General features: G+C 43.2%; 23 protein-coding genes. 9 read left to right on the top strand and 14 right to left on the bottom strand.

Going from position 1 to position 22,524, the window contains the following annotated elements:
- Nucleotides 1-19: 19 nt before the first annotated feature.
- The 4 genes from OCV36_RS10000 to OCV36_RS10015 form a co-directional block, all read right to left on the bottom strand.
- Entirely contained in the window at nucleotides 20-523 is a 504-nt protein-coding gene (locus tag OCV36_RS10000; RefSeq protein WP_135456522.1) for a PqiC family protein, read from the bottom strand.
- A complete protein-coding gene (pqiB, locus tag OCV36_RS10005) occupies nucleotides 523-2,148 on the bottom strand; it encodes an intermembrane transport protein PqiB (RefSeq protein WP_135456524.1) in 1,626 nt (541 codons plus the stop codon). The genes OCV36_RS10000 and pqiB overlap by 1 nt, the downstream gene beginning before the upstream one ends.
- Before the next feature lie 24 nt (nucleotides 2,149-2,172).
- Entirely contained in the window at nucleotides 2,173-3,420 is a 1,248-nt protein-coding gene (locus OCV36_RS10010; protein WP_135456525.1) for a paraquat-inducible protein A, read from the bottom strand.
- A gap of 234 nt (nucleotides 3,421-3,654) precedes the next feature.
- A complete protein-coding gene (locus tag OCV36_RS10015; RefSeq protein WP_017073397.1) occupies nucleotides 3,655-4,521 on the bottom strand; it encodes a LysR family transcriptional regulator in 867 nt (288 codons plus the stop codon).
- A gap of 142 nt (nucleotides 4,522-4,663) precedes the next feature.
- Here OCV36_RS10015 and OCV36_RS10020 point away from each other — a divergent pair, with 142 nt between their 5' ends.
- Nucleotides 4,664-5,038 (top strand): YybH family protein, encoded by a 375-nt coding sequence (locus tag OCV36_RS10020; protein ID WP_135456527.1) that lies wholly within the window; start codon nucleotides 4,664-4,666, stop codon nucleotides 5,036-5,038.
- A gap of 226 nt (nucleotides 5,039-5,264) precedes the next feature.
- Here the strand turns inward: OCV36_RS10020 and proX are convergent, their stop codons facing one another.
- The 3 genes from proX to proV are packed head-to-tail and all read right to left on the bottom strand — an operon-like array spanning nucleotide 5,265 to nucleotide 8,559.
- Entirely contained in the window at nucleotides 5,265-6,272 is a 1,008-nt protein-coding gene (gene proX, locus OCV36_RS10025) for a glycine betaine/L-proline ABC transporter substrate-binding protein ProX (RefSeq protein WP_135456529.1), read from the bottom strand.
- Nucleotides 6,265-7,368, bottom strand: coding sequence for a glycine betaine/L-proline ABC transporter permease ProW (gene proW / locus OCV36_RS10030; protein ID WP_102552798.1), 1,104 nt, complete (start codon nucleotides 7,366-7,368; stop codon nucleotides 6,265-6,267). The genes proX and proW overlap by 8 nt, the downstream gene beginning before the upstream one ends.
- 3 nt (nucleotides 7,369-7,371) lie before the next feature.
- Nucleotides 7,372-8,559 carry a glycine betaine/L-proline ABC transporter ATP-binding protein ProV gene (gene proV / locus OCV36_RS10035; RefSeq protein ID WP_017073393.1) on the bottom strand — a complete coding sequence of 396 codons (1,188 nt, stop codon included), beginning with the start codon at nucleotides 8,557-8,559 and terminating at the stop codon, nucleotides 7,372-7,374.
- A 675-nt stretch (nucleotides 8,560-9,234) separates the two neighbouring features.
- Between proV and OCV36_RS10040 the strand changes: the two genes are divergently transcribed.
- On the top strand, nucleotides 9,235-9,978 hold the full coding sequence (locus tag OCV36_RS10040; protein WP_135456531.1) for an HAD-IIB family hydrolase: 744 nt from the start codon (nucleotides 9,235-9,237) through the stop codon (nucleotides 9,976-9,978).
- 65 nt (nucleotides 9,979-10,043) lie between these two features.
- Here the strand turns inward: OCV36_RS10040 and OCV36_RS10045 are convergent, their stop codons facing one another.
- The 3 genes from OCV36_RS10045 to OCV36_RS10055 all read right to left on the bottom strand — a co-directional run bounded on the left by OCV36_RS10045 (nucleotide 10,044) and on the right by OCV36_RS10055 (nucleotide 13,970).
- Nucleotides 10,044-10,256, bottom strand: coding sequence for a TIGR02450 family Trp-rich protein (locus OCV36_RS10045; RefSeq protein ID WP_017073392.1), 213 nt, complete (start codon nucleotides 10,254-10,256; stop codon nucleotides 10,044-10,046).
- Between the two features lie 152 nt (nucleotides 10,257-10,408).
- Nucleotides 10,409-12,856, bottom strand: coding sequence for a molybdopterin guanine dinucleotide-containing S/N-oxide reductase (locus tag OCV36_RS10050; RefSeq protein WP_135456533.1), 2,448 nt, complete (start codon nucleotides 12,854-12,856; stop codon nucleotides 10,409-10,411).
- A 19-nt stretch (nucleotides 12,857-12,875) separates the two neighbouring features.
- Nucleotides 12,876-13,970, bottom strand: coding sequence for a NapC/NirT family cytochrome c (locus OCV36_RS10055; RefSeq protein ID WP_135456535.1), 1,095 nt, complete (start codon nucleotides 13,968-13,970; stop codon nucleotides 12,876-12,878).
- Nucleotides 13,971-14,287: 317 nt separating this feature from the next.
- On the opposite strand from OCV36_RS10055, the gene OCV36_RS10060 reads away from it, so the two are divergent.
- Both OCV36_RS10060 and OCV36_RS10065 read left to right on the top strand, forming a co-directional pair.
- Nucleotides 14,288-14,563: a nitrogenase-stabilizing/protective protein NifW gene (locus OCV36_RS10060; RefSeq protein ID WP_135456537.1), complete on the top strand. Its 276-nt coding sequence runs from the start codon at nucleotides 14,288-14,290 to the stop codon at nucleotides 14,561-14,563.
- Nucleotides 14,564-14,806: 243 nt separating this feature from the next.
- Nucleotides 14,807-15,931, top strand: a complete 1,125-nt coding sequence (locus OCV36_RS10065) for a M14 family metallopeptidase (protein WP_029224829.1) — start codon at nucleotides 14,807-14,809, stop codon at nucleotides 15,929-15,931.
- A gap of 239 nt (nucleotides 15,932-16,170) precedes the next feature.
- Here the strand turns inward: OCV36_RS10065 and OCV36_RS10070 are convergent, their stop codons facing one another.
- Nucleotides 16,171-16,527, bottom strand: a complete 357-nt coding sequence (locus tag OCV36_RS10070) for a hypothetical protein (protein ID WP_017073387.1) — start codon at nucleotides 16,525-16,527, stop codon at nucleotides 16,171-16,173.
- 147 nt (nucleotides 16,528-16,674) lie between these two features.
- A complete protein-coding gene (locus OCV36_RS10075) occupies nucleotides 16,675-17,301 on the bottom strand; it encodes a LysE family translocator (RefSeq protein WP_135456539.1) in 627 nt (208 codons plus the stop codon).
- A gap of 242 nt (nucleotides 17,302-17,543) precedes the next feature.
- Between OCV36_RS10075 and OCV36_RS10080 the strand changes: the two genes are divergently transcribed.
- From OCV36_RS10080 to OCV36_RS10090, 3 genes are all read left to right on the top strand, one after another.
- Nucleotides 17,544-18,782, top strand: a complete 1,239-nt coding sequence (locus OCV36_RS10080) for a DEAD/DEAH box helicase (RefSeq protein ID WP_135456541.1) — start codon at nucleotides 17,544-17,546, stop codon at nucleotides 18,780-18,782.
- Between the two features lie 284 nt (nucleotides 18,783-19,066).
- Nucleotides 19,067-19,288: a hypothetical protein gene (locus OCV36_RS10085; protein WP_135456543.1), complete on the top strand. Its 222-nt coding sequence runs from the start codon at nucleotides 19,067-19,069 to the stop codon at nucleotides 19,286-19,288.
- A 124-nt stretch (nucleotides 19,289-19,412) separates the two neighbouring features.
- Entirely contained in the window at nucleotides 19,413-19,715 is a 303-nt protein-coding gene (locus OCV36_RS10090) for a thiamine-binding protein (protein ID WP_029224826.1), read from the top strand.
- A 52-nt stretch (nucleotides 19,716-19,767) separates the two neighbouring features.
- Here the strand turns inward: OCV36_RS10090 and OCV36_RS10095 are convergent, their stop codons facing one another.
- Nucleotides 19,768-19,935 carry a hypothetical protein gene (locus OCV36_RS10095; protein WP_010440154.1) on the bottom strand — a complete coding sequence of 56 codons (168 nt, stop codon included), beginning with the start codon at nucleotides 19,933-19,935 and terminating at the stop codon, nucleotides 19,768-19,770.
- Between the two features lie 109 nt (nucleotides 19,936-20,044).
- Complete coding sequence (locus OCV36_RS10100; RefSeq protein WP_210114722.1) at nucleotides 20,045-20,308, bottom strand: DUF1289 domain-containing protein; 264 nt, start codon at nucleotides 20,306-20,308, stop codon at nucleotides 20,045-20,047.
- A 194-nt stretch (nucleotides 20,309-20,502) separates the two neighbouring features.
- Between OCV36_RS10100 and OCV36_RS10105 the strand changes: the two genes are divergently transcribed.
- Complete coding sequence (locus tag OCV36_RS10105; RefSeq protein WP_029224825.1) at nucleotides 20,503-20,949, top strand: META domain-containing protein; 447 nt, start codon at nucleotides 20,503-20,505, stop codon at nucleotides 20,947-20,949.
- A gap of 406 nt (nucleotides 20,950-21,355) precedes the next feature.
- Nucleotides 21,356-22,522 (top strand): ABC transporter substrate-binding protein, encoded by a 1,167-nt coding sequence (locus OCV36_RS10110; protein ID WP_135456545.1) that lies wholly within the window; start codon nucleotides 21,356-21,358, stop codon nucleotides 22,520-22,522.
- Nucleotides 22,523-22,524: the final 2 nt, after the last annotated feature.

Below are 22,524 nucleotides of genomic sequence, written 5' to 3' on the forward strand. Positions count from 1 at the left end.
CCAGATACACAACTAGAAACTAAGGCAGCTGCGACTGAATATCAGACAAAACCTCATCAAGCCCCTCACCTAAGGCTTCAACAAGCGCTTCATAACCTGCTTGTTTCAAAGGTATCTTTGATTCGAATTCGGCACGCGCTAGCTCTGAGCCTTGATCGCTCAATATCCAAGTTCCTTTCACTTCTGCGTTTCCGGTATAAGAACCATTGAACTGCTCAAAGATGATCGTCAACTCTCTTTCGGGCTCTCCTAATGTATCAGAAGTATTGACCCGCTCTTCAAGTAATCCCTCAAGATTCTCGGCCCAGACGTGTTTACGGGCAGACACCAATTCATTTTCAGACTTTCGATACGCGATGCCTATCGTGTCGAGGTAATCAGGCAGTTCTACCCTCGTTTTTACCTTAAAGACGGGCTTATCCAGTGTGCTTTCAGGCAAGAGATACGCATTAGTACCATCAGTGGGAGTTGCGCACCCTAAAAGCCCGACCGACATAACCAGTGATATAAATAGCTTTCTCATTATTCCACTCCCTTAACTGGAATCGGATCTTCTTCCACATCGCTGCCAAACACCAACGCATTCGGTTTGTCATTCAATACTTTGATCAACGGGCGAAGCTCATTAAGCACATGTTCTAACTCTTCAGATGCACTGATCAATTGCTTGTAGGCGTCGGAATCATCGTCGTAGCTTTCTAAGGTCGCTTCAAGTTGCTTCATGGTTTCGCTCAGATCTTGAGGCAACGCTTTTGCGCCTTCGCTGTCCAGTAATTCATCCATACTCTTTAAGGTAGTGTCTAAAGAGGCAAGTGAGCCATTTAAGTTAGCAACAGTCGCATCCAACGGAAGCTCATTAATCTTGGTTAGGAAATCAGTGATCTGCTTCTGAGTCTCGGTGAAGCCACCTGGCACGACGGGGAATACAGGATAACCATCAAACTCTCTCGGCTCGTAAGGGTCTTCGTCTTCATAGAAGTTAATATCGACAAACAATGCGCCCGTGAGCAAGTTACCCGTCTTCAAAGTCGCTCTGAGCCCCTCTCCCATTTGAAGATCGACTCGTTTGGCAAAGCTATCCTCGTTCAATCCTTTAAACACTTCGGAAACACGCTCTATTTCTAGTTTAATTAGGATTGGAATACGATTCGATACTTTGCCATCTTTATCCATACGAATCTGAAGCGGCACCGTATCCACCGTACCAATCCGGACACCACGATATTCGACAGGTGCACCTTTCTTTAGACCTCGAACCGATTCTTCGAACAGCAACACGTAGTCAATTGAAGTGGTGTATTTGCCTTGTACTACCGCATCGTAGTTGTCGTAAAGCGTGTACTCGTGCAAGTTTTCTTTGATTTGTAGCCCCGGTTTAATGCTCTCCGCGACATCAAAACTCACACCGCCAGTCAATATGCTCTCTATCGATGCGAAGTTAACGTCTAAGCCATTCGCACCAAACCTCACATCAATTCCAGAAGATAACCAGAACTGAGTCTTTTCGAAAATCAGCCCATCGTAAGGCGCAAATATAAACAGTTGGTATTTGCCTTCTTTCTTTTGATAATCGAAACTCGTTTTTTCAACACGACCTACAACAAAACCATGGTGCAACACAGGCTCGCCAACATTGAGTTGATTCGCCTTGTTGTGTGAAACAACCACCCGCATTCCTTTGGTGTCTGGCCCTGCAACCGGAGGCGTTTCTAGCACATCGAACTTCAATTTAGACTCACTCGATTTACCCGGCTTTAATTCGATATACGAACCCGACAAAATGGTTTCTAACCCGCTAATACCATCGGTACCAATATGGGGCTCAACCACCCAGAATTGAGTTTCCGTATTGATCATGCGAGAGGCTTTTTTATCTATCTGAGCTTTCGCTATGATGTATTCATAGTTTTCACTTAGCGCCACATCGGTGATGGTTCCGACATGGACATTTTTAGACTTAATCGCTGTTTTTCCCGCTTCAATGCCCGAGGCATCAGGTAAGATCAGGGTTATCTCCGGGCCACGGTTATTGAAGTACTGAAACAACATCCAACACCCAACCAATACTGCGATAATCGGCACTATCCAAACAGGTGAAATCTCACTCTTTATCGATACTTCTGCATCTGAAACGTTTTGTTTATCCATATGTCCCACACCTCTTAGGGGAGATTACTTCCATATAATTCGAGAATCGAAAATCATCGCTGACAACATAGTGAAGATGACGACCGACGCGAAAGACAACGCGGCTGGGCCAGGGTAAATGGCCATGATCCCGTCGAGTTGAACCAACGCAACCAAAATAGCGACAACGAAAATATCTATCATCGACCAACGGCCAATGAACTCAGTGATACGATATATTTTGAGGAAACGATTTGCCTCATGCGGTGGAAGCCCCTCAACCCTTTTAGCGTTCCAATACAAATAAGCCAGGGCGACCATTTTGGCCATTGGGATACACACACTTGCAAGAAGAATAACCATAGCTACAGGGTATGAGCCCATATCCCACAATATGATTACCCCCTCTATGATGGTTGAGCCTTCACTCGTCCCGAACGCAGACGTATACATCATTGGGTATAGGTTTGCCGGGATATAGAAAATGATGGATGTGAATAATAGCGCCCACACTATCTGAAGGTTTTTAGTTGGATTAAATCGATGTAGATGAACATGACAACGAGAACATTGAGTCAGATTGTCATCATAGAGATGGACTTGCCCACAGACATGGCAGACCAAATGATCATGTTTTTGAAAAAGGCTACCAGTGACGGTTCCATTCAACGGTTTTAGTGGTATTAACTGATCCCAAATCCAATCAAAATCGACTAATGACATCGTCTTAACCACTAACATGGCGTAGATGCCAAATGCCCAAAAAGAGATGCCCATCGAGACATCGGCAAGAGCAGAAATTTTAATCAAACTGACAAGCACACCAATCAAAAATACATCGACCATCAACCATGGTTTAACCCAGCTCAATGTTTTTAATACAAAGATAGCTAAACGGCTTGGTGCGTTTGAGTGCTTTGATTTCCTTTCTGTTAATGCATAAAACCAGAACACACTTATAAGAAAATAAGCAGGTAGGAAAATAACAGCGAGAAACAATAGCGCGGCAATCGAAGTGTTATCGAGTCGATTCATCATTTCGACAGCTTGATACAGGGTTATTTGTTGACTGATACCTTGCACGCTAAAAGACATATAGGGGAAGATCAAGCTCATCACCAGCGTTATCAAACTGGCCGATGCGTAAGCCATCACACCCTGCCCTTTGCTCGCTCCAATACTGCATAAAGTATGTTTACAGCGAGGGCACGATGCCTCACTTCCCGGAGCTAATTCACGGAACTGGCTGACTAACCCACATTCGATGCATGATTTGGTACAAAGATCAGACAATAACTAAACCTCTTAGCGTTTGATAAGCAACTAGACACTAAGACTAACTATAAGTAAGGGTTTGATTTTTCGCCAATATCCACACAATTAAACGAACACAACAAGGTAGAAATGAGAGGTGGGGAGATAGAAGATGAAATGGCCGATTGACCATCTCACCTTAGTTGCCTTAATTGCCTTAGTTGCCTTAATTGACTTAGTTGACGGGTTCTTTTGCTAAAAGCCTCACATCAACTAAATGAAGCTCTGTTTCAGCTTATCTTCCAACGCTTGAACACAAAGTTTGATGGCGATGGGTGTATTTGAAGCGAATGGGTTCAACGCATAAACCGTATTGGTCGGTAATTGGTAAGTTGGCATCACGTCGACAATTTCATTGGATAACTGAGGAAGACAAAAATCTGGAATCACACCGATACCAACGCCAGATTTGATCAAAGCAAGACAACTGTGAAAAGAGTTCGTGGTGCAGCTTGCTTGTTGTTGATAAACAAAGTCTTGCTCATTTTGAGAACTAAAATGATGAGTCACCTGTTTTCCCTGCCAAGAGTTTGCAATATAAGGAATAGATTCAAGCTCTCTATCTCGCATGCTTTCAACACCACACAACACGTCTTTAAACTCACCTAAGCGTTTCTGCTTAAGATTACTGTCACGCGAGCTTCCCACACGTACCGCGAGATCAATATCGTGTTCCATGAAATCTAAGTGCTGATCATCGCTGATCAGTTCTGGCTTTAACTTGGGGTATTGCTTCATCAGTTCCGCAACAACGGGCGCGACCAATAAATCCATCAACGCGTTCGGAGCCGTGATACGAATCCGACCTTGTGGCTCTTCTAGCTCAGCTTTGGCCATATCCCAAGCCGAGTCGGCAATCACGTTAATGTCTTTGCAACTCAAATAAAAACGCTCACCCATACTGGTAAGAGATTGCCTGCGTGTTGTGCGCTTAAGAAGAGAAGCGCCTAACTCTTGTTCTAGAATTTTGAGGTGTTGACTGACGACAGATTTAGATAACTCAAGCTTTTCAGCCGCAGCTGATACTGAACCCTGCTCTACGATGTGAGCGAAAATCGACATCTGCTTTAGCTTGCTCATTCCATTGTTCTCTTTTTACATACAGTATTTTCTATTATCTCTGTTTTTCAGATCGATTTCCAAGACTAAACTGAATCCAACTTATCGAGACACCCAAATCAAAAACACAGTGTTTGAAAGAAGACTGCTATGGAGAAAAGCAATGTTAAACAACCAAGTATTAGAAGCATGTAAGCAAAGTATTAACGCATGGCAGAAAGCATTCAACAGCCAAGATGCGAAAGGTTGTGCAGATCAGTACACTGAAGCATGTGTGATGGAAGCTCGTCCATTTGGTACCTTTGAAGGTCGTGAAGCAATTCAAGCGTTTTGGCAAAACATCATCGACCAAGGCTTCAAAGACGTTGATTACACCGATGTTAAGTGGGAAGAGCATCCAGAAGGTGGCTACATTCTTACGGCTAGCTGGACAATGAACAAAGCGTTTGGTGTTGTGCATCGTGAACATTGGGCATTAGAAGCTGATGGTTGCGCTCGCCTAGTTAGCGACGACTTCGAAGTTCAAGGCGAACGCTAGAGCTATAATTAGAAGCTAGAAGCTAGAAGCTCAAGCATAAAAACAGAAAAACAGAAAACAAAAAGCCAGCAGTCCAAATAAGACTGCTGGCTTTTTTTAGTGATTAACACTTATCGTCACTTCACTTAATTTGATAGTGATTCAGCGACTCTACACAGGCGCTGAACACGCTCATAATATCAAATTAAAGTGCAGATCTTACCTGGACGAATACAAGTAGGTGCTATTAAAGTGCTGCTTTCTTCGATTCTGCAATCCAAGCATCAAACGTATTTTGGTTCGCTTTGATCCAACCGTTTACGTGCGCTTCGATATCAGCAGAGCTGTTTTTACCTTTGCTCATCATCATGTTCTGAGCACTTACATCGTTGATGTTAAGTTTGATGATTTCGAAAAGTTTCGCCGCAGCTGGGTTGTTTTTAGCAAACTCTTTGTTCGCAATAATGCGCATTGAGTTCATTTGGAAACCATAGTTTTTGCCATTAGACAACGTTGTATCAACATTCGCACGATCGCCAGGAAGAGATGAGAATGGTACTTCTAACCAAACTACATCTTCATTTGGAACCAACACGCCACTCACCCAGTATGGAGTCCAAGTGTAGTAAAGGATTGATTCACCCTTTTTGTAGCGTGAAATAGTGTCAGCAATAATGGCAGCATAATTACCTTGGTTATGAGTAACTGTATTGTCCAGTTTGAATGCTGAAAGTTGGTGTTCAATAACCATCTCACAACCCCAGCCAGGGTTACAACCCGTTAGATCTGCTTTACCATCGCCGTTTGCGTCGAACAGTTTCGCAATTTTTGGATCGGTTAGCTGACCAATGTTGGTGATGTTGTACTTTTCTGCCGTTTTCTTATCAATCAGGTAACCTTGCGCAGCACCACTTACATATTGACCTTCACGGTAGAATTTTTCATCACCACCAGCCATTTTGTATTTATCAGCATGAAGCGGGAACCAACCTACAGTTAAGAACGTTGCGTCACCTTTTGCGATAGAGGTGTAAGCTACGTTGTAGTCCACTTCTTGTGTTGCTTTTACGTCATAGCCAAGTTCTTCTAACGCGCGGTTAACGATCAACGTTTGAAACGTTTCTTCAGCGACAGAAGATTGAACTGGCTGAACTGATACACCTTCACCCGGCAAGCTTGCAGCCCACACGTTAGTAGATACGGCTATTGTAGAAAAGATACTAACAGCGAGTTTGCTCTTCCATGAATTATTCATTGGTGTTTTTCCTTAATTGTAGTTCTGATTTGTTACCGCGATTTAAAGCATTAAGTACAATGGAAACAGGTCCCATGTGGTACCAGCGTAATTTTGTATTACCGGCATTCGCCCCTAAAACTTGAGTAATTCGATCAAGCAGGATGGCGAGAATAACGATGCCTAGACCGCCGACAGCGGCCAGTCCCATATCTAAACGGCCAATACCTCTCAGTACCATTTGGCCTAAACCACCTACCGCGATCATTGATGCGATAACCACCATAGATAGTGACAACATTAGTGTTTGGTTTACACCCGCCATGATGGTTGGCAATGCCAACGGCAGTTGAATTCTATAGAGCATCTGCTTTTTGCTAGCGCCGAAGGAGTGACCCGCTTCGATTAGTTCTTCAGGCACCTGTTGAATACCCAAAATAGTTAAGCGTACCACCGGTGGCAATGCAAAGATGATGGTTACCACTACGCCCGGTACGTTACCGATACCAAACAACATTACGATGGGTACCAAGTAAACAAAGGCAGGCGTGGTTTGCATGGCATCGAGAATCGGACGCACAAATTTTGCGGCAGTATTACTTCGAGCAAGCCATATCCCCATGGGTAAGCCAATCAATAAACAGAAGAATACCGATGTCATAACCAATGAAAGCGTGGTCATTGCTTCAGACCAAGCACCAATCAAACCAATAAGAGTCAGAGATACCGCAGTTGCGACACCCAGCTTCAGGTTTGAAAACTGCCATGCGACTAGAAACAAGATGATCAACATGAACGGAGCTGGTGTAGAAACCAATGCCGTTTCAAATGAACTTAGAATGAAATCGATAGGAACGCGGATGGCCTGAAATAACGGACGACCGTGCTCAACTAGCCAATTCAATCCAGATTCAACCCAAGTGTCCACTGGCAGTACTGCTTCAGCAAAAGGGTTGAGTGGATCAAAAGGTATGGTTTCTACCGTTTCACTGCTTAACCAATCCGCTGATGGTGAAGTGTCTGCCGCTTGACCCCAAGGATCACTTGATGGTTGGGTAGATTGTTCTGAAACAGTAGATTGCGACCATGGGTCATTATTCGTTTGTTCTGATGACATGATCTACCCCTTATCTAAGGTTTGTAACAGTCGTGATTTAGTCACCACGCCAAAGTAATTGCCTTTATCGTCCACAACAGGAACTGAATAAGGCACACCGCCAACAAGGCCAAGTACATCATTGATTGGTAAATCTGGGTTGAGAGTTAAACCATCATCAAGTTGAGCACTCACTAATGATTTGTTCTCTTTGTGAGCTTTGCGAAGAGACTCAACAGAAACGATGCCTGAATAATGGCTGCTCTTCTCAACAACGATGCCGTATTCACGGTCGTTATCCATCAGAATTTGCAGAGCAGAAGCTGGGCCATCATGTTCTGATTTCTTAAATACAGCGGCAGGTTTCTTACGTGCGATATCTTTCACAGTAAGAACACTTGCTACATTCACGCCTCGGAAGAAGGCTTCAACGTAATCGTTCGCTGGGTTATTTAAGATTTCGTCTGGAGTACCAACTTGAACCACTTCACCATTTTGCATAATCGCAATTCGATCACCGATTCGCATTGCTTCATCCAAATCATGTGAAATAAACACAATCGTACGTTTGTCATCGTTTTGAAGGCGAATTAATTCGTCTTGCATTTCAGTACGAATCAAAGGGTCGAGCGCAGAAAACGCTTCGTCCATTAACAAAATGTCAGGATCACAAGCTAGGGCACGAGCCAAGCCAACACGTTGCTTCATACCACCAGACAATTCATCTGGGTAAGATTCTGAATACGGCCCGAGACCGACTCGTTCCAACGCTTCAAATGCAGATTGTTTCCGCTTACTTAGCTCAACACCTGCCAATTCAAGGCCAAATGCCGCGTTTTCGATAACAGTCATGTGTGGCATCAGTGCGAAATTTTGAAAAACCATCGAGATGTTGTTGCGGCGAACTTCACGAAGTTCATCTTCTGAGATGTGGGCAATGTCTTTGCCTCTTAGAAGCACGCTGCCTTTGGTAGGTTCGATCAAGCGGTTAAGAAGGCGTACTAGGGTTGATTTGCCAGATCCTGACAGTCCCATTATTACGAAAATCTCGCCTTCCTGAATACTAAGAGAAACATCGTTAACGCCGATCGTTAGACCTGTTTCTTCAAAAACTTTATCTTTATTCGCGCCTTCATTGATCATTGTAAAAGCACGGTCGGTATCGTCACCAAACACCTTGTACAGTCCCTTAACTTCCAGTATGGGATCCATGTAATCTAATCCTTTCTTAGTTGTTTAAACTAATAGTTATTTAAACGTAAAAACGGTCGTTTAAACTTAAAAACGGTTATTTAAACCCGAAAAACAATTAGCACTCTAAGCAATATGAAGATGTAAATCAAGGGGCTACATACTGTAAACCATTTTTAAAACCACCAGTCAACACCATAAAAACAAGACTAAAAATCAAGCATAAAACAAACAAATCATTGATAATAATCAAAATTAACCCGCACAAAATGTAAGCAAAATTATATATTACTTACTGATAGATTATTGAATATTTATTTCACATTAGAACAATTAATAGGCTAAACAAACTAAAATTACCCACCAATAGTTCGTGTACAAATAATTTGAATACAAACTAATTTTACGTGTTTCAAGATATTCGTAGTCAACCTCGCAACATGAGAGATGGCTAATTTAACTGAAAATAGCACTCTTAATTTCACCTACTTTCAGGTAACGAGGCAAAGTTCCATAAGGGTTGAACTTTAACTTTATGACTTAAATAGCACCGACTGTGAGACTTGCTGCAAACTATTAAATAACGTCAGCTCGAAGCAAAAGACCACTTGTAGAGTGCTCCCTGCTGAGCCATTCTTTAAGCAGGACATGGGCTTATTTCTACCAATCACTTTAAGAAAACAACAGGGAACTCTGATGATAAAAATGCTGGTGTGTGACTTTGACGGGACGCTTGATGGAGGATCATCTCACGGAGTAAATCAGTTATTTGACTACTTAACTGAGCAACCTGATATCCGTTTTATCATTGCAACAGGCAGAACTTTATCTTCCATTAGGGTGGGATTGGCTTCAAACAACTACCCGAAACCACACAGTATTATCAGTGATGTGGGAACAAGAATCCATCACGATCACTCCCAAAAACCTGATCATATGTGGCATAACCAATTAGAAGCATCTTGGAACAAATCGAAAGTAGAGTTGGCACTGGAGCCACTCGATTTCATGGGTGAACGCTTGGAAAGCCATCAGGGCAACTACAAGATTACTTTTGAAGGGAAACTGTCTGAGCCTCAACACGAGCTGATTGAATCGAGCTTAGAGTCGCATGGCCTAGACGTTCATCTCACTTATTCTCACGACTGGTACTTAGACATCACGCCAAAGGGAGTCAATAAGGCCACTGCGATTCATCATCTACTCAAACAGCATGATTTGAGTGTTGAGGAAGTGTGCGTTGCCGGTGACTCAGCTAACGACACCTCTATGCTGACGATAGAGGGCGTAAACTCGATATTAGTGGCTAACCATTACCCAGAGGTTGCTCACCTGACCGAAAGAGATAATGTATACACCAGCACAGCATCACACGCAGAGGGAGTGTTAGAAGGGCTCAAGTTCTGGCAAAAACGAGCTTCTCAAACGAGTACCTTCTAGTTCGCGAGAAAATGAAACAAAAACTAACGAGAAAGAAGAATGCTTATGACCTATCTCTCTTCTTCCTACTTCCAACCAGGGAGCCAATGTTGATTGTCGGTGAGATCTCGCCAATTGATGGCTTCCTGTCGTTTGGTCATCACCGCCTCAATTAAGCAACGAATCACCTCTCCTTCTTCAAACTCTACCTCTGTGATCATAAAGTGTTTTTCTTTCTTTACCGGGCTGACTGCAGTCCATTTACTACGAAATAATTTCTTTGGGTTGATCCGATTCATGGATATCTCTCGCTCTAATGTCGTTAATTATCATGAGTTGTCTAATCGACTCAGGCTAGACACAAGCTAATAGTCTCCTTCACGCAAAAAAGATCATAAAAAAAGCCAGCAAATAAGCTGGCTTGGTTCAATTGGTCGTATTTCGTTAAAGATTAACCATTTTTGGGTGGATCAAATGCTGTCAGCTCTAATGCAGGACCTGTGTATTTTTCAATTTTCACAAGCGCCGAGTTTGCAGCGCAACCATTTGCCAAACGAGAAGTCGGGATATCCAATGTAAGAACGTTACAGCCGCCATTTTTACATAAGCCTGTATCTTTATCTAAGTCAGGCCAACCACCTTCATGGACACATACAGCGCCTTGTTTGATGCCATCTGTTACCAAAGCACCTACCAACACTTGACCACGGTCGTTGTAAGCACGAACCAAGTCACCGGTTTTGATTCCGCGAGCTTTCGCATCTTCAACGTTGATAGAGATAGGTTCACGGTTACCGATCGCATATTCTTCACGTAATTTCGCATAGTTAAATTGGCTGTGTAGACGATGTGCTGCGTGCGCCGTCATCAATTGAAGCTCATCACTTTTCGCTTTACCAAAGAACTCTGTAGGCTCAATCCATGTAGGATGAGCAGGACAATCAGCAAGCTTGTAGCCTTCGATGGTTTTTGAGAAGATCTCAATCTTACCACTTGGCGTACCAAGCGGGTTCATCACAGGATCCTTACGGAAGTCAGCATGACGAACAAACTGTGCCGTCTTCTTATTGTATTTCATTTCAATAAGCTGGTTATCGTCCCAGAATTTACCAAATTTAGGCATACGAACACGTGCAGATTTACCCGCTTTCTGTGCCGCATCGTAGAAGCCTTTCAACCATGCCATTTCGTCTTTGCCTTCAGTGAAGACATCACGGCCGCCCGCTTTGATCATCTCAGACATGTCTGCAAATACATCGAAGTCGTTACGTGCTTCACCTTGAGGTTCAACCGCTTTTTTCATTGGCACTAGGTGTTGGTTACTGTAGTCACCCGTCATCGTCATGTCGTTACGCTCAAATGACGTTGTGATCGGCAATACAATATCAGCGTGCTTAGCCGCAGCGGTCCAATAGATCTCAGAGATAACCACTAGCTCAGGCTTTTGCCACGCTTTGATCAAACGGTTTGTATCTTGGTGATGAGTAAAGTTACCACCGCCCGCCCACCAGATCATTTTCAGATCAGGGAACGTCAACTCATGACCGTTATGCATGTACGTTTTACCCGGATTCTCCAGCGCTTCTGTAATACGAGCAACAGGAAAGCTGTTCACAGCGCCTGATACAGCCCAGTCATTACCTGCTGAAGAACCACCGCCAATTGACGCAGAGATTGCTGGTAATACACCGGCATCACGTGTTGGGTTACCACCGTTCGAGTAATGGTAAGAAAGACCGAAGCCACCGCCAGGAAGACCAATCTGACCAAGCATTGCCGCTAGTGTCACCACCATCCAGTGACGTTGCTCACCGTATTGTTGGCGCTGAATACCCCAACCCGCCATTAGCATGGTACGGTTTTGACTAAAGATATCAGCTAATAACTCAAGCTGTTTCGCAGGAACGCCTGTGATCTCTTCAGCCCACGCAGGAGTCTTCTCTACTCCATCTTCTTTACCCATTAGATAAGCTTCAAACTTATCGTAGCCAGCCGTGTATTTGTTTAAGAATTCTACGTCGTGCTTACCTTTCTTAACCAAAGAGTGCGCGATACCCATCATCATCGCTACGTCTGTCATAGGACGAGGGGCAATCCACTGAATTGCATCGCCAAAGAAATCGACCGTTTCTGAGCGCATTGGATCGATAGCAATAATTGTCTTGCCAGATTTTTTAAGTTTGTGGAAAAACTCGAGGCCAGAACAATCTGTTGAACTCCATGCAATCTTAAGCGTGTTCATAGGGTTCATACCCCACAATACAACAACGTCTGAACTTTCAAGTATCACTGGGTGAGTGGTTTGTTGTTCGTAAACTTCAATAGAACCCATTACGTGGGGCATGATGACTTGTGCAGCACCTGTTGAGTAATCACCAAGGTGACCCGAATAGCCGCCAGACAAGCTCATGTAACGCTGAAGCAACGTTTGTGCTTTATGCAGCACGCCACTTGAACGCCAGCCATAAGAACCTGCGAATACAGATTCAGGACCGTTTTCTTGACGGATACGCATATGCTGTTCGTGAATCAATTTATAAGCTTCATCCCAAGACACACGAACGTATTCGTCGCCACCACGAGAACCAGTTGGCGCCGATGGGTTGTCTAAGAAGCCTTTACGTACCATTGGGTACTTGATACGTGCTTTTGTATGAACCTGGTCTGGACCAGTCGTTTGTAAGCTGTTTGGAACCGTTTGTGCTAAAGCATTAGTCGTTGAAACCAACTTGCCATCTTTTACTTCACACAACATCGGCCCCATGCGGCCTGCAGTTAATACACCTTTACCACGCTTATTTGCAGCTGATGCTGTCATTGGCGTCAATGATGTAAATGCCAGCGCACCGGCAGCCATGCCCGATCCTTTGAGGAATCCGCGACGAGTAATATCTGTCATAATTATTTCCCTTTGTTTCTTAGTGGCCAGCCACATCTTTCGCGTGGTTCTGGAAGTATTTAGTTAACAGTTCGAGATCTTGGTCTGATATATCAGTACGCTCGCCCATGCCTTTAGCCACCGGGCCCCAAGCATTCACTGTGAAGTGGTTCGAACCAATTTTCGCGTGACATGTTGAGCAGTAAACGTTATCGAGTTCCTCTGCGTAGTCCCAGATTGGCTCTAGTGAACCCAATACCGGAGCATCAACTTGCGCTGTTAGCACTGCCGTTCGCCATTCATTGCCGTACGCATCCGCTTTAAAGCTGCCAACTTCAAGGCTCTGTTGTCCTTGATCGGTCAGCATCGCGACAATTGAGCGTTGACCTTCGCCGCAGTAAAGCACTTGCTCAGCACCTTTCATTTGGTAAGCATGTAACTCAACGGTGCGCTCTGTACCTTCAACTTTTTTCACATCCAAGCGTGCCGTTGGATTGATAGTTCCAAGGTCGCCAATGCTTAGCGTTTCAGCTGAGTAAACGACTTTCGCATTTGGATCTGTTTTCTCAGTGAATGCCATCAAATTATCAAAAGCTTCGCTGTCCATTTCTTGCTCCGGAGCAAAGTGCGCAACACCTTTGTGGCAGTCGATACAAGTTTGATTATTCTCTTGTCCGTACTCGTGCATTTTGGCTGCGTCTTCCGATTGCTCGTAGCTATCCATTGCATCGAAAGTATGACAAGAACGACAAGTAGCAGAGTCACTTTCACGCAATTGCGCCCACACCGTTTCTGCCATCGCCATACGATGTTCTTCGTACTTGTCTTCTGTATCAATTTTGCCGGTTACAAACTCATGATAAATATCTTTAGATGCACGAATTTTCGTGATTACGTAGTCAATTGGATCAGAAGGAATATGACAGTCCGAGCATTCAGCTCGAATGCCTTTTGCATTACTGAAGTGAATCGAACCTTGATACTCTTCATAAGGAATTTGCATCGTATGACAAGAAACACAGAACTCAGTACTTGAGGTGTAATGCATAACTGCGGCAGTCCCACCAAGTGTTAACCACCCGATACCAATACCCACAGCAGCAATAAGAGCGACATATCGCTTTTTAATAGACATATTTAGAAATCATCTTCAACATTTAGTAACAATTGTGATTACATTAATACTTTAGGGGTAGTCTTTATTGATTCTTATCATACTTTACCCTTATTGATAGTAAGGATTACTAACAATGAGAACAAAATACGGCCTTCTTATAACCATGAGTACGCAATCAATTAGATTAATATTCACAGAGGAAATAAAGGTGGGATTATTTATAAAATAGACACGAAAAACGCCATGGATTTTCAGGTCAAAAAGCGCACTAGAATCAAGATAAAATGTAACGAGTGCACTTATAATGTTTGCAAATTAATAGTGCTGAAATAAATATGTCCCAACCAACTACGCTAGAGAAGATCGCTACTTTCACTTCTATCGAACAAGCGCTTGATTACTTTGAAATTGGGTTTGATAGCAAGTTCATTAGCCAAAACAGAACCGAACTGGTGAAACGCTTTAATGGTTATCTGATTCTGTCAAAACCAGATGATTGGTTCTCTGGGCGAAGAGCACTGAAAAATGCATACTGCAAGGTACAGCGGAGTAAGTTGGATCGCTATACACGATCCGCGTGTCGTGGCTGTACAAGCTGTCAGCGCCGCTAGTTCACAAAACGACAATTCACCAAAGACAGTTCACAAATTGACTGCCTACCAACCGACAGTTCTCAAACAGACCGTTTGAAAATCACAACTCAAAAATAGGCAGTTCCAAAAAGAGATAGTTAGCCAAATAGATAGCGACACAATTGATAGTTGAAATAACATCTCATTACGATTTAGTTAGTGGTTTGCTCGAAAATAAATGTGCTAGTCTTACGGCAACTCAAACTCGAGATAAAAACTACAATGAAAATTTTCAGCAATTTCGAAAGCGGCAACATTCACGTCGTTTCAGCAGATTCACCACAAAACATTCAACTGACTATCCCAGCAGACAACCAAACTGAAATCTCTCAATGGTTCCACTTCCGCTTAGAAAGTGACGCTCAACAAGCTCACCACTTTGAAATAGGTCAACTAGCAACCTCTGCCTATCCTGAAGGCTGGAAAGATTACGATGTGGTTGCATCTTATGACCGTGAAGAGTGGTTCCGTATTCCATCTCAGTTTGATGGCGACACACTAAGCTTTGATATCATTCCTGAACACGACTCAATGTACTTCGCCTACTTCGCGCCTTACTCATATGATCGTCACCAAGATCTCCTGCACAGTGCTCAAACGCACCCTGCTTGTAAGCTAGAAACTCTGGGTCACACGCTAGACAACAATGACATCACTTTGCTAACCATTGGTGAGCCAAGTGAAGAGAAGAAAAACATCTGGGTTATTGGTCGCCAACACCCTGGCGAGACCATGGCTGAATGGTTGATCGAAGGCTTGCTGCAACGTTTACTTGATGAAACAGACACAGTAGGTCGATCTCTTCTAGATAGCGTTGTTTTCCACGTTGTACCGAACATGAACCCAGATGGCAGCATCCGTGGTCACCTGCGTACCAACGCGATTGGCGTTAACCTTAACCGTGAATGGCAATCGCCATCTCTAGAACGTAGTCCTGAAGTTTTCCTTGTGCGTGAGCGTATGCTAGAAACTGGCGTTGACATGTGTCTAGACATTCACGGCGACGAAGCAATCCCATATAACTTCGTTGCAGGTAGCGAAGGCACGCCGTCATACAATGAGCGCATTGAAAAACTAGAGAACCACTTCAAGCAAGCCCTTCTGACTATCACTCCCGAATTCCAAGATGAATTTGGTTACGATAAAGACGAACCAGGCAAAGCGAATATGACCGTCGGCACAAACTGGATAAGCGAGCAGTTCAAATGTTTGGCTTACACAGTAGAGATGCCATTTAAAGATCACATCAGCCACGCTGACGAACTTTACGGTTGGTCTCCAGAGCGTAGCGTTGCGTTTGGTCACGACATGCTAGCGGCAGTTTGGGCGACAGCAGGTAAACTGTAATTCGCGTAGCACTACGCGAACCAAGGGCATGTTTGTTCAGCTCATTGGTTAGAACCGTTATTTAAAGATACAGCTATCCAGAAGTGACAAAGCCCGGTGCATTCAAATTAGAATGCACCGGGCTTTTTTTGATCTGTTTATCTGTTTATTTATCTACTTATCTACTTATCTACTTATCTACTTAGTATGACCAGCCCACCTAAAAATAATAACGCCAACAAACTGGATTATTGAATACCTTAAGCAACTCTTAGATTAGCAAAGAAGACCGGGTAACGCTGACGAATGTGTCTCTGCTCAGACACCATATCTTTGAAGCTTGGACCTTGAGATAACTGAACGATCACTTCATCACCTTCTTGTCGCAACACGGCACCGTTAATATCAATGCTGTTGTTGTCATGCAGTCTTAATGTTCCTACCATTGAAAAGCCGCGATAAACAGGAATCACGTTGTGCATCATTAAACGCACACCTTTTTCAGAAACTTCACTGACATGAAAAAGCTCATCCTTAATTCGCATCACCGGACGTGCCCTTTTAGGGTACTTTAAACGATAATATTGGCGTTTCTGGGTGAACAATTCACCATTCATTACGGCGTCTCCTTGCCTAAAGTAGGTCAGATATATAGATAGTAATTATATCGGCATCATATTTTGATACTTTAGTTATATGTCAAATAAAACACTCATCGACCATCATTCATTTCAAATTGAGAATTAGATCTCATTGAGGTCCAACTACAAAGAGAACAAGGCTAACTGAATGCTGAAGCCAACGAATAATGCCCCACACACGACATTCATCCATTGCGATGTGCGTTTTTGAGTCAACAAGCGTTTGAACGTATCGGCCATTAAGATAACAACCAAAAACCATGTCGATACAACCGCCGCCTGAATGCCACCGAGTACTAAACTGTCTGACACAATTTTGTCCATTGAAACAAACTGAGGGAATATAGAGAGATAAAACAACACAATTTTAGGGTTCAGAAGATTAGTGAGCAACCCTTTGAAGAACTGATTGTAAAGCTTACTCCCCGATGCACTCACCACGGAAAGCACGCCATCTTGAGCTCTTAGTGCGGCCCTAAAATGATTGTATCCGAGCCAAACTAAGTACAAAACACCTGCCCACTTAAGAGCTTCGAATGCCATTGGCGTTTTCGATAGCAATAGGCTCATTCCATTTGCAGAAATAAAGGCGTGAAAAAAGAAACCACAGCAAACGCCCAGCACATTCACAAACGCGAATAGCTTTCTTTGGGTCAATGCTGTGCTCAAAACCAGCAAAGCATTTGGGCCTAGAATAATGGCAATAAAAAACACGATGACAATGAACAGCCAAATGCTATCCCAACTCATGATACTCTCGTTTTAGTTGTCGTTTTTAAGGGCGGGTATTGTACGTCCATTCGATACCATTACAATATGACCAACGTTTAATAATTCCTTTTACTCAACCCTTTATACACTGAGCGATCACCTTCTTTTTTTAATAAGCCCGTATTGTAATCAACGCGTTTACCGCGGAAATTGGCAAAATTCATTCTCTAACTTTTGTAGCCCTGTTAGACTCCACATCCATTTTGATACTTGGTTCATTTATGTCATTTGATAACCTAACCCTTAACGCAAAAACTGTCGCAGCCATTCCCTCTCAATTCGATACACCAACTGAGATACAGCAAGCGGCCATACCGGAGATTATTGCGGGCCAGGATGTTCTTGCGCTAGCGCAGACGGGTAGCGGGAAAACATTGGCGTTCGGCTTACCTTTATTGAACAACATCAATAGCGACTTGAATGAACTGCAAGCTGTCATCATCGTTCCAACGCGTGAACTCGCATCACAAGTGGCCGAGGCTCTCGAACCCATTGCAACAGCGCTCTCTATTAAAACAATTACATTAACCGGTGGTGTAAACACAGATAATCAGCAACAACTGTTATCAGAAAAGCCCCGGCTTGCTATTGCCACGCCAGGCCGCTTACTTGCTGTGATTCAAAGTGGGGAGTTAGAGTTAGCTCATTGCGTATCTTTGGTACTTGATGAAGCAGACCGTCTGCTCGATATGGGTTTCTGGCCTGATATTCAAAGCATTATCGATACCCTTCCAGCAAAACGACAGTCACTACTTTTTTCAGCAACGCTTCCTAAAGATCTGGTTAGCCAAGCGGAAGCGCTTCTCACTGAACCAGTAAAGATTGCGGCGCACCAAGAGAACAGCGTTGTCTCTACCATTGATGAAACGCTCTATCTCGTGAACAAAGGCAGTAAAGCTCAAGCGCTCATTGCTCTGCTTAATCAGAACGATTGGTCGCAGGTTTTAGTGTTCATCGGAGCAAAAGATAATGCCGACGCACTAACTAAACGGTTAAATAAAGCCAAAATCAGTGTTAGCGCACTGCATGGAAACAAGAACCAAGAAGAACGTACCTTAGCATTAGAGAGCTTCAAGAATGGCGAAACCCGCGTTCTCATCGCAACCGACGTGATGGCTAGAGGGATTCATATCGATCAACTACCAATCGTGGTCAACTTCGAATTACCAGCACACTCGGCAACTTATGTTCATCGCGTTGGACGAACTGCAAGAGCGGGAAATGCCGGAGTCGCAATATCTCTGGTCAGCCACAGTGAGAATGAATATTTAAACGCGATTCGTTCTCTTACGAATAAACCGCTGCCGTTACAATCACTGGAAGGTTTCCCTGTCACAGATAAGCCCGCTTCAGAAGCAACAGAGCGTAAGCGCCCGCCTAAAGACAAAATGGCTAATCGAAGAACAGCAAAGAAGAAGAGCGCTAAACAATTTAAGAGCAAGCCCAACCACACCAAATAGTTTCTTGTTCTAAACTGATTATCCCCATAAAAACGCCCAGATCTTTCTGGGCTTTTTATATCTTGTCTTTGTCCCGTCCTAAAATGCATTTTAAGATGAAACACCACGTCAATTTCATCGACGAAAGCCCCCTACACGCCAATCTAAATGACATTTTTATGAATTATGATGCCAAGGCATTGATTCTTGGTTACTCAAAAAAAATACTTTCAGATCACGTTGACGCCCCTATATCTGGCAACTAGATTTTTCTATTAGTGTCTAAAAACCGGGAGGTCATCGAAATGAAACGTGCAAGCTCTACATACCGATTACAACTAATTAAAGAAGTGGCTGTTCGCCGAGATCGTCAGTGTTCCAATGACCCGATGGCAAACTACATACAAAACCTAATAGATAACAAAGACGAGAGTGACTGTTCTGTTGAACGCAACCACAGGTTCAGTGGTAGTCATTTCGATGAACACATAGGCGGTTGGGTTAGCGACCACTGGGGTAGCAAGTAGGCTATAAGCTCATAAGCCAGCATAACCGCTGTAGAATTTATCTCCGCATTAACCTATTATCTGCAACAATTCCCCTTCATTGAGTAAGCAGAAAGTGTCTGAGCTAAAAAGAGAAAAAGAAGTGATGGTTGCCTTCCAAGTAATACCTCGTGTCAAAGAAGGCAACAACTTCGAAGTCGTTGATAAAGCGATTGAAGTGGTAAAAGCAGCCGATGTTCCTTTCCAAGTTGGCGCGATGGAAACCACGATGAAGGGTGAGCTCAATCAGCTACTCGAAATCATTCAAAACGCTGAGCAAGCTTGTTACGACGCAGGCGCTGTTGAAGTGATTACAAACATTAAAATTCACAGTAAAACCATCGAAGCAGAAGATACATTCTGTACCTACCATCGTGGTGTAACGAAAGCGAATCACATGTTTGTATAAGTAGCTTTAGACAAGTTTAATCTGTCGAAGAGGCTCTGAAGAATCTGTGATGTTATTGAAAAGGCATGTCTGAAAGGTGTGAAAGAATTTCCATTCGCTCTTCTTCTGTCATCGAATGCCAATCACGCGCACTTTGTTCAGGGTCATCTTTCGCCCCGATGGGTTTTCTATCCAATGCTTTGATTGGTTTCTTTTTGAGTTTCGCGTGCTTTTTATTCATACCGACATCACTCCTTCTGGTACAAAGGTACCTATCTTAATATTACACACCAACCATTATGTAAAGTAATAGTTACTTCGGAGTTAAATAAAATCATAATACTTCAACCTTAGCCGAAAAGATCTCTTTGGGGACTGGTACTTCCCTCTTCTTCAATTGGCTTACCAACTAAATGATTTTTCTTCGTTATTTTTCTTCTATAACGTTGACGACATAACTTAATGACATGCAATTGCTCAGAGGACGTCATCGACATCCAGTTAAAGCGCTCCTCTCTTTTACGCATACAACCATTGCAATAGCCTTTTTCATCGCTTGAGCACACCCCAACGCAAGGGCTTGGAACTTGGAAAAACTCTAACTGCTCCACCATGCCTCCTCACTTCCTTACCTATTAAAAATCAAGCTTACTAATTAATAAATAAGCGATTAATTTGTCGAAGAGCTCATATAATTCATACTAAACTATGACCTTATACTGACACATATAGTGTTTTGTAAACTATACTTTGAACCATCAAGTTACGCTTATTCAGTAACTTCGTTTTCCCTTTGGAGCCTTTTAATATGAAGTTTAGTTCAAAAAAATTACTAGCAGTAGCCGCTTTACCTATGATGCTAGCAGCATGCACAACAACAGGTGATAACGCGACGCAAGTAACACCAACCGATCTACAGCACCATAACTGGGAACTTGCGCAAATTGATGGCAAGGACATTGAGAAAAGCGAAAATCAAGCGACCCCTCGTTTAGAAATCGGCGAAAAGATGACAGCTAACGGCATCGCTGGTTGTAACAACTTCTTTGGTCAAGGCGAGCTGAAAGACGGACAATTCCGAATCAAGCAAATGGGCATGACAATGAAGATGTGTCACGGTTCAGCAATGGAAATCGAACAGTCGGTTTCTGCAACTCTTAGTGAGTGGAGCGACGTAACGCTAACGAAAGATACGCTAGTACTGAAAAACGATGTACACACGCTAACGTACACAATTCGTGATTGGGTAAACTAGTCTAGCTATCAACACCACTGTTGATACCAGAAATTGATTAAAGGAGCCTTCGTGGCTCCTTTTTTATTGCTGACTTAATTACTTAATAGTCCCCGACTCCCCTCAAAATCGCACTTATCACCAATTTTCCATACCAACCTCCAATAAACATCAAAAATCTCTCATTTAGATGCAATTAATTCACGGGTTTAACGGTCTGTTGTTAGGATGGTAAGAGCCTAGAATCTGTTGAGCTTTCGAGATGATTTCATATCGAATAAAACTTAACCATGAACGCCCAACTCCCCCTTAGTAATTGATTGAATTTACTATTGAATTAGAAATTATTTCAGAAACAGATAGAATAACTGTTAGGGAGTTCGAAAATACAATGCTCTTGCCCGTTCACTACCAAATGGAAAAGTTTATGAACAAGATAGTAAGTACGTTAGGAATCATGGCAACCGTTGCATACAGTGCAACCATTTATGCTGATGAAGCAACATCAACAGATAGCTGGAACCAAACTGAACAACAGGCAGAGGGACAAACTGTCTATTTTCATGCTTGGGGCGGTAGCCAAGAGATTAACCGTTACATACAGTGGGCAGGCAAGCAGTTACAAAGTGAATATGGTGTTACTTTAAAACACGTAAAAGTAACCGATATCGCAGAAACAACCACACGTTTGATTGCTGAAAAAGCAGCAGGCAAAAACAGTGAAGGCAGCGTTGATATTGTGTGGATCAACGGTGAAAACTTCCGCTCAATGAAAGACAACGAGCTACTCTTTGGACCTTTTACTCAATCACTTCCAAACTGGCAGTATGTCGATAAGTCCTTGCCAATTGATGTCGATTTCTCGGAGCCTACAGAAGGCTTAGAAGCACCTTGGGGAGTGGGACAACTTGTGTTCATCCACGACCAAGAAACGCTACACAACCCGCCACAATCGTTTTCAGAAATGTTGAGCTATGCTCAGGCGTTCCCTAATCGCTTAAGCTACCCTCGCCCACCAGAGTTTCATGGCACGAGCTTCATTAAGTCTCTACTCATAGAGCTAACCAACAATAACCCTGCGCTATCTAAGCCTGTCTCAGAAGATGACTTCCAAACGGTGACCGCTCCATTATGGGATTATTTAGATAAATTCCACAAAGTCGCTTGGCGTGGTGGCAAGCAGTTCCCAGCAGGTACCTCAGAGAGCATTCAACTTCTTGATGACGGACAAATCGACCTTGCGATTACGTTCAATCCAAATGCTGTTTTCTCTGCACAATCTAGCGGAAAATTGGCAGAAAGCACCAAGGCTTATGCTCTTGAAAGTGGCGCACTCTCTAACATTCACTTCTTAGCAATTCCTTGGAATGCCAACTCTTCAGCGGGTGCACAAGTGGCGATCAATTTCTTGCTTAGCCCAGAAGCACAATCACGTAAAGGTGACCTGAATATTTGGGGTGACCCTTCAGTGTTAAGTAGTAAATACTTAACCGGCAGCGCTAAAAACACTCAGCAATTTAAATCGGTTGATGAACCTCACCCAACCTGGCAAGCCGCACTCGAGAAAGAGTGGCTTAAGCGATACGGTAACTAAAT

Origin of the sequence: Vibrio echinoideorum (assembly GCF_024347455.1) — a bacterium.
In the GTDB taxonomy this organism is placed as follows: domain Bacteria; phylum Pseudomonadota; class Gammaproteobacteria; order Enterobacterales; family Vibrionaceae; genus Vibrio; species Vibrio echinoideorum.